The organism is Burkholderiales bacterium (assembly GCA_013695435.1).
Lineage (GTDB): Bacteria > Pseudomonadota > Gammaproteobacteria > Burkholderiales > JACMKV01 > JACMKV01.
On sequence record JACDAM010000186.1, the window covers coordinates 1 to 2,901 of the forward strand.

At 58.8% G+C, this 2,901-nt stretch carries 1 protein-coding gene; it reads left to right on the forward strand.

Annotated elements, in window-relative coordinates:
* Positions 1-26 precede the first annotated feature (26 nt).
* Complete coding sequence (locus H0V78_09520; protein ID MBA2352000.1) at positions 27-1,985, forward strand: PhoX family phosphatase; 1,959 nt, start codon at positions 27-29, stop codon at positions 1,983-1,985.
* Positions 1,986-2,901 lie beyond the last annotated feature (916 nt).

A 2,901-nucleotide genomic window follows, 5' to 3' on the forward strand; every position in this document is an offset into this window, starting at 1 on the left:
ACTTCTCACCCCAAGGAGTAAAACAAATGAAGCTTCCAGAACAGTCCTCTGAATTTCCAGATCACGAAAACATATTCGACGACATTCTGGCCGCGCGGCTGTCGCGCCGTTCAGTACTCAAAGGATCGCTGAGTCTTGCCGCGATTTCGCTGTTCGGCGGATGCCAATCCGCGCGCGATGCGCTGCGGACTGAGCCAGGGCCGCTTTTCGCGTTCACCCAAGTTCCGACTTCCAAAGCCGATACGGTCGTGGTTGCGCCTGAATATACCTGGCAGGTGGTCAATGCCTGGGGCGATCCCATCATGCCAGGCGCTCCGGACTTCAAGCACGATGCCAGCGCGTCGGCGGCGGAACAAGCGATGCAATCTGGCATGTTCCACGACGGCATGCATTATTTCCCTCTGCCCAAGGGCTCCGATTCATCGACTCACGGCCTCATTGCCATCAATTACGAATACACCGACGACAATTTGCTGAGTCCCGAAGGCATGGCGTCGTGGACCGCCGAGAAAGTGCAGAAGTCGAAAAACGCGCACGGTTTGGGCGTTTACGAAACGCGCTTCGACGGCAAGCAATGGCGCACCGTCAAGGATTCCAGGTACGGCCGGCGCATTACCGCCGACACGCCATTTCTCATCAAAGGTCCGGCAGCCGGGCACCCGTGGATGCGCACCGCCGAGGATCCTCAAGGCACGACCGTTAAAGGCACTTTCCAGAATTGCGCTAATGGCTATACGCCGTGGGGAACTTATCTGTCGTGCGAGGAAAATTTCACCGCCTATTTTGTCAACGATTCGGGCAAGATTCCGCGCCTGCAGGATCGTTACGGAATTCCGACCACCAAAAACAGCTGGGGCTTTCGCTGGCAGGAGTTCGACGAACGCTTCGACGCCGTCAAGCATCCGAATGAGAGCAACCGCTTCGGCTGGATCGTCGAGTTCGATCCTTTCGATCCCAACAGCATGCCGGTCAAACACACGGCCATGGGACGCATGGCGCACGAAGGCGCGATGCTTTCAATCGCGCAGGACGGCAGGGTCGTGTATTACATGGGCGACGACGATTACCGCTCCAAATTCGAGCACGTCTACAAATTCGTGAGCGCCCGTCCTTACGTGAAGGGCGACCATAAAGCCAATAAAGACATTCTCGACGAAGGCACCTTGTACGCCGCCAAATTCAATGCCGACGGCAGCGGAGAGTGGCTGGAACTCAGCCATGGTAAAAACGGCTTGATTGCGGACAAAGGCTTTCCGTCGCAGGCCGAGGTCGTCATAGATGCGCGTACCGCGGCGGACGTCGTCGGTGCGACCTATATGGATCGCCCTGAGTGGATCGCCGTAAATCCGCAAACCAAAGAGGTCTACATCACCCTGAGCAACAACACCGCGCGCGGCAAGGGTAAGCCGCTGCATCAGAACGACGCGGTCGGCGCCGATGCCGCCAACCCGAGAGCGCCGAATCTGATGGGGCACATCGTGCGCTGGCGCGAAGCGAAGGGCGATCCCGCGTCTACCCGGTTCGAGTGGAATGTTTTCCTGTTGGCGGGCGATCCCGGTCATGAGGATGCTTTGAAGCGCGGCAATGCCGGCCTTGCGTTCGCCCAGCCCGATGGCTTGTATTGCGATCGGCGCGGCGTGCTGTGGATACAGACCGATTCTTCTGCCCAGAACATGGTGACCAAGGATTGGGAAAACATCGGCAACAACCAGATGCTGGCCGCCGACCCGCGCAGCGGCGAAGTGCGCCGCTTCCTGACCGGCCCGGTCGGCTGCGAAATCACCGCTACCCAACTGACGCCGGACATGCGCACGATGTTCATCAATATCCAGCATCCCGGCGAAGCCCCTCTGCCCCACCCGGGACGCAACGATCCAAAGAAGCCGAAGGCCATCAGTTCCTGGCCGGACGGCGAAAAAGGCGGCCGACCGCGCTCGGCGACTATCGCCATTCGCCGCAAAGACGGCGGGATAATCGGAACCTGAGAGCACTGCCTAGGCCGGGCAACTATCTCATGCGCGGCCTATTTAACTCGTCGACGGATTGTGGGATGACTTTGCCCAAGCAAGGGATGGCCGCAGCACTTCGCGACCGAGCCACGGCTATCCGAATCGAAGCAGGTAGGCCCACCAGAAGCAGCGGACAAGGATTGCCAACGCCGCGATCAACGCGATCCCTCAGCTTTTTCCAATGGGTAGTCGCAGCGCCGAACTTGTCAGAAACAAAGTGATCCGTCCAAGCCTCCGCAAAACCGGGCGGGTTGCGAAGCCGATTTACTCGCTGATTGACTGCATTCCGCTGCCTGCGGGTCGGATCGAGGCCCAGTAATTCCAGATTGGCAAAGGAGAAAGAGTGAAAATCGCATTCATTGCAGCATGTATCGCGCTACTCACCGGGCTGCGCTACTGCCAGCCAAACCTATACGCCTACGCCTGACGGTAAGATCCGGCTGCAGCGTGACGAAGCTGACCTTGCAGCCGGTCGCGTTATTGCCCCGCCTTCTAAACGAAAGCTATAAGGAATGGCATGATCGAAAGTGTTCAAGAGCATTGGTGGCACAGGATGCTACGAGTTCTCGTTTATACGACAACTTTTATTGTGGTCGCTTTTTGCGTGGCCTTGACCATTCGTGCCGGCCCGCCGCTGAGCATAACGGTTGGTTGGCCCGCAGCGCCTACATCATCGAGAAGGAAACGTCAGCGCATGAATAACCGACTCTGGCAGGTCAACCCGCGAGGCTCGAATCCGGCTTGCGCGATAACCAACAGGGCGCTAGTTGACTCGCTCCGGTTGGCCGGCGCTACGCGCCAACCAACCCTCGTTCGAGCCGCACCGCTTGCGCGGCTACGCCCCTGTGACCCGTCCGCGCGTAACCGCGCAGCCGCGTCAAGGGGTGCTGCA

Excerpts from the sequence above, each read along its gene's own strand:
- H0V78_09520 (MBA2352000.1), top strand. The coding sequence starts at position 27 with ATGAAGCTTCCAGAACAGTCCTCTGAATTTCCAGATCACGAAAACATA.